This window comes from Caballeronia sp. LZ024 (assembly GCF_031451455.1).
Lineage (GTDB): Bacteria > Pseudomonadota > Gammaproteobacteria > Burkholderiales > Burkholderiaceae > Caballeronia > Caballeronia telluris.
On record NZ_JARUXL010000018.1, the window covers coordinates 1 to 4,464 of the forward strand.

The following is a 4,464-nucleotide window of genomic DNA, read 5'->3' on the forward strand; positions in this document are numbered from 1 at the left end:
TCGCCATTCGAGGTCTTCGCCGCGACCCTCGCATCAGCAAGTCAACCTCAAAGCTCTAAACATTAACCCCGGTGTTGCGCTTCACACTTGAAACCGCCCCTCGAAAAAACCTATACAGCGAATCGGACCGAGGCCGCCGCCTTTGCAAGCCACGCCGGACTGCTCGACAAATAACGGGCATCCTCTTCAACTAGGTGGGAAGAAAGGCGAGCAGGGCCGCGTTGAATTCATTCGGCTTCTCGACGGGAGCGAGATGCCGTCCATCCTGAATCAGAACCAGCCGCGAGCCGGGAATGCATTGATTGGCGGTGTCCGCTGCGATCCGAAAAAACGGCCTGGTAGACGTGCCGCGTGCAATCGCGACGGGCACCGAAATCTTGCCGAGGTCGGCACAGGTGATCGCCGGGGGCGGTGGTGCGTTAAGTTGCAGCGGAATCGTTCGAGCGTTATCCGACAGCACCGTTTGAACGCGCGCGGGAAGCTGATCGAACGTGCCAGGCAAGCCATTCACGCCATCAACGAACGGGCGCAGCGCTGCCTGCTGGTCGCCTCGCTTCGAGGCCATGAAAGCTGGGCCGAATGCCTGCTGTTGATCCGCGGAAATGATTTTGCGGTCGGCTGCATCTGTGACGAAGTTCGCAGACGACGGTTCAAAGGCGAAAACGCTCTTCACGAGTTCGGGATGCTGTACCGCAATGACGAGACAGATATCCGCACCATAGGACCATCCGACCAACTTCACCGGCCCGGTGTTTAGCCCGCGGATGAGTTCGGCGAGATCATCCGCGTGCGTCTGCATGGAAAATTTCGCACCGTCGTCAGGCCACGAGCCGGTGCCAAAATACCGGTTCGACGGCGCAATGACGCGATAGTGCGCTGCGATCGCATCGCGAGTCGCATCCCATGCGCGATAATCGGCGATGGCGCCGTGTACGAGCACGACCGTTTCGCCCCTTCCCTGCTGCTCGTATTGCATGGACACGCCATTTACGCTTGTCTCGCGGGTTTGGACGCCGTTTGTGCCGACTTTCGACGCCGAGCATCCGGCGAGCAACAACACCATGAACGACAGGCAGAAGAACATGCGCCTTTTCATTTCGTCTACTCCTCAAGGGAACGAGGCATGCTGAGGTTATAGCCGAGGAAGCGGACCGTGAGGAATAGTCAATTCTGACCATCGTGATTCGACGCCCGATGATGCGCATCGACTCAGCGAGCGGGCAGCAGCCATTCCGGGCGATGTTCCGTGACTTCTATTATCTCGTCAGCAGGAATATCCGCGCGCCGCGCCGCTTCGCGAATCGCTTCAATGTTGTTTGCCTCGTACAGGCAATAAGTCTTGCGCTTGTCGGCGGTAAGAAAAGAGACAAGCCATTTGACGCCGACTTTATCGTTTATTTCCGTTACTTCTTCGGCACCCTCGGCGGTGAAATCGAGTTGCTCGGCAAAATTGCGCTCGATCATGAAGAGAGTCATGGCACCTCCTTACTAGACGATTTATAGCGGCCGATGCACGAGTGTTCGCAAGCCTGCATTCGTGCCCCCGAACGCCGACTTTCAGCCAAACGACGCAGGACTTTCAGGTGCCGGGTGAAAGAAAGTTTAGTCCAGCGGGAGAGCGTTTGTGTCGACCGGAGCGAGGATTTTCGGCCGCCCTCCCGACCGATGGTCATTTCTTGCCATTTCCACCCGTCCGTACGCGACCTACAACTGGAGTGCGGGTTCACGGATCAATGCGGCAGTCCGCGGGAAGTTGGTTGAGGTTGGGATTGGGAGAGATTGGCCATGAGACGAGATTGGATACCCGGAATTCTGGTGGCGCTTGTGCTGCGCGCGCCCGTTTCGTCGCTGTCGGATGGACGGGTCCCGAACGCGATGTTGCGATTGAGCGAATGGTCGGTCGCCATGGGGCAAACCGGTTCATTCGGCACATCGTTCGACGCGGAGCGTCCGGATGCTGCGCTGCACGCATCGTACATGTCGAGGCGGATGCGATTCGGCGTCGCGTCGGCAATGTTCCACCATTATCGGGCTTTGCCCGAACAGCACGTTCAGGAGAAGGTAAACTTGTTCGACAGTCCTGCGAGTTAGAGCGTCGATCGTAAGTTGGAGGCCATCGAATCGAAGACTGTCGCGAAAATGGGAACGAGCAAAGAAGCTTAACGGTCGCCACAGTCACAACAAACCGGTGACGGCAAGCCCGAGCGAGAACAGAGCGCAACCGTGAAGCAAAGACAACCGCGCCGAACTCGACCGCTGTCGGCCCATTGGCGAAAACAGCAAGCCGCGCAGGCCACAGCGCTTTGCCGGGAAATGGGTACGAACCTATCCCTGGGTTGACGTACGCCGGTCCGGAGCCGGCCATTAAGGGACGGTCGCTTTCAGGCTGGAAACAGGTTTCGAGTGTCGGAGGTCGTCCTGCTAGCCGCCTGAGCGCGGGAGTACGATTGCAAAAGACATTACGATTTGCCGCAGCGGGCTCGGTTAAAAACCCGGGAAAGTAGTGAACGCTTGGGTGTCGGTGGTGCATCGCGCCTAATAAACTCCAGAATTTTGATCAGGATGGGCGACTCTGCGTCCGCAAGGAGTTGCAGATTAATCAATACCGCTTTGGATGCGCTTCCTGCAATGGAGTCGCGGATTAAATTTAGTTTTTCCCGTAGGTCGGTTTCGTCCGTTGATTCGATATCAAAAACCTGATGTTGATCGATAAATCCAATTTCAGCGTGGTCGATTTCAGGCGGCTTGTTCACAAATGAGACGGCGAAAAAGTCCGGTTTCCCACCACGACGAATATCTCGCCCATAGCCGAGAATAATTGTTTCCTCGATGTCTTTCTTGGTGTATGCGCATTCTTCTCGCAACTCTCTTTCGATCCCAGTCACGATCAATTGGTGCAAATTCCTCTTGAACCACTGATCACGCCAGTCAAATGATCCAGAACCAGTTGGCGCCAACAGACCCCTTGCCGCCAAGGTAAGCTTTCCTTGCTTGCTCAAATATAATTGTCCGCTCCTCGCTATCGCGAGAGTGCCTCCGCCCATATGATTTGATAGTGAGCTATTTGCTAAGGAAATTACCCTCCCGGTCGTACGGCTTCGAACCAAATCGAATAAATCTTCGCCAATTCCAGCCCGCGTATCGCTAGGAAGAATGTAATATCTTGTAAGATCATTAGAACAGATGAAGTCAAAATAAGTGGTTTTACTAATGCATATCTCGGCTTGTTCAGGTGGTATATTTGCGATACTTTCTAGATCGGTTTTTAAGCCAATTTTATTTTCATTGTATAGCAGCCCCCCTGAAGATCGCGTATAAATGAAAGCTAGAATTCGATATATTTTTAATGTTTCTGGTAATTCGTAATCCTTGACGCGTCGAATGGCTGCACAAGAGATTGCAGATCTAGGATCTTGGAGTAGCAAGTTGGTTGGGCGATGAAAAACGCATCCGTGCAGAACAAAATAATCTGAGCCTGGTGTTACGAATGTATGGGGTCCTAGTTTTTGAAGTATGTCACCACCAATGATTGAAAATTTTCGAATACTCGCTGTCGCTATTAGAGGGTCGTTATGGTCTGTTGGTTCATAGACAAAATATTTACCGCGCCGAGCGGGGCGCAACCATGCTCCGGTCACATGCTTAATGAATTGAAATACTGAGAAAATAAAAGCGCACCACGCGCTGATATTTGCCGGCTCTATCCATCCCGTCTTCATATAGCCAAACGACGTAGTTATGAACGGAAAAAATGGTGAGCAGACGAGCCACCAACGTCTCAGATACACCGACTCTTGAAATCTCCCCCAAACATACCACCCATATTGCGGTTCGAAAATCATTCTGACTGCGATTAGGAGCATGTAGAGTCCGCCAAGGGTGCTCACTAATATTGCCATGGAGTATCTGTCGCTAAACATTAATCGGACTTCGAAATTGTATCGAGTCCAGCCGAATATCGATGCTCCTGCAACCACTATTGCTGCAACGCAGGTCAAGGCAATCCCTAGAGTCAGTGGCATAGTCACTCGTTTCTTTGACATCGTTTTTGCCCTCCTCGACAGATCGGCGATATCGATTCGCGTTCCGACGCATCTTTTTGCTTGAGGATGCGTTACCTGTGGAAACTTTATATTCGACAGCAAATCTAGACGCAGAACCGGATTGCCTGGCGATATTCCGCTTCATCTGGTGCGTGCCGCTCTAGGATACCCTCATCAAAAGTTGGATGCGGTTGCTTCGCAGGTATTTGTCATTTGGAAGCTTCTGCAATATGTCTGAGTCGGTCTCTGCGTTAAATCCTGCATCCGGCAGCACGGCTTCCAAAGCAGCCATTGGCTCGGCGCTGCTCCCAATGTCGCCTGTGGGTCGTTATTGAGCATTCGATTTTCCCGCCAGCGGCCATTCAAGATCTTCGTATTCAACCGGTGGTTCCGTCCCAGCGACGGCCACTAAACCTCGCAA

The 4,464-nt window shown here is 53.1% G+C and carries 4 protein-coding genes; 1 reads left to right on the plus strand and 3 read right to left on the minus strand.

Annotated features, from left to right (window positions below):
* Nucleotides 1-190 precede the first annotated feature (190 nt).
* Both QCE48_RS31355 and QCE48_RS31360 read right to left on the minus strand, forming a co-directional pair.
* Nucleotides 191-1,096: an alpha/beta hydrolase gene (locus QCE48_RS31355; protein WP_309788462.1), complete on the minus strand. Its 906-nt coding sequence runs from the start codon at nucleotides 1,094-1,096 to the stop codon at nucleotides 191-193.
* A 113-nt stretch (nucleotides 1,097-1,209) separates the two neighbouring features.
* Complete coding sequence (locus QCE48_RS31360) at nucleotides 1,210-1,476, minus strand: DUF4242 domain-containing protein (protein WP_309788463.1); 267 nt, start codon at nucleotides 1,474-1,476, stop codon at nucleotides 1,210-1,212.
* Nucleotides 1,477-1,785: 309 nt separating this feature from the next.
* Here QCE48_RS31360 and QCE48_RS31365 point away from each other — a divergent pair, with 309 nt between their 5' ends.
* Nucleotides 1,786-2,091 carry a hypothetical protein gene (locus QCE48_RS31365; protein ID WP_309788464.1) on the plus strand — a complete coding sequence of 102 codons (306 nt, stop codon included), beginning with the start codon at nucleotides 1,786-1,788 and terminating at the stop codon, nucleotides 2,089-2,091.
* Between the two features lie 368 nt (nucleotides 2,092-2,459).
* Here the strand turns inward: QCE48_RS31365 and QCE48_RS31370 are convergent, their stop codons facing one another.
* Nucleotides 2,460-4,043 (minus strand): hypothetical protein, encoded by a 1,584-nt coding sequence (locus tag QCE48_RS31370; protein WP_309788465.1) that lies wholly within the window; start codon nucleotides 4,041-4,043, stop codon nucleotides 2,460-2,462.
* Nucleotides 4,044-4,464 lie beyond the last annotated feature (421 nt).

Coding starts and splice junctions, on each gene's coding strand:
- QCE48_RS31355 (WP_309788462.1), bottom strand. CDS start 1,096: ATGAAAAGGCGCATGTTCTTCTGCCTGTCGTTCATGGTGTTGTTGCTC.
- QCE48_RS31360 (WP_309788463.1), bottom strand. CDS start 1,476: ATGACTCTCTTCATGATCGAGCGCAATTTTGCCGAGCAACTCGATTTC.
- QCE48_RS31365 (WP_309788464.1), top strand. CDS start 1,786: ATGAGACGAGATTGGATACCCGGAATTCTGGTGGCGCTTGTGCTGCGC.
- QCE48_RS31370 (WP_309788465.1), bottom strand. CDS start 4,043: ATGTCAAAGAAACGAGTGACTATGCCACTGACTCTAGGGATTGCCTTG.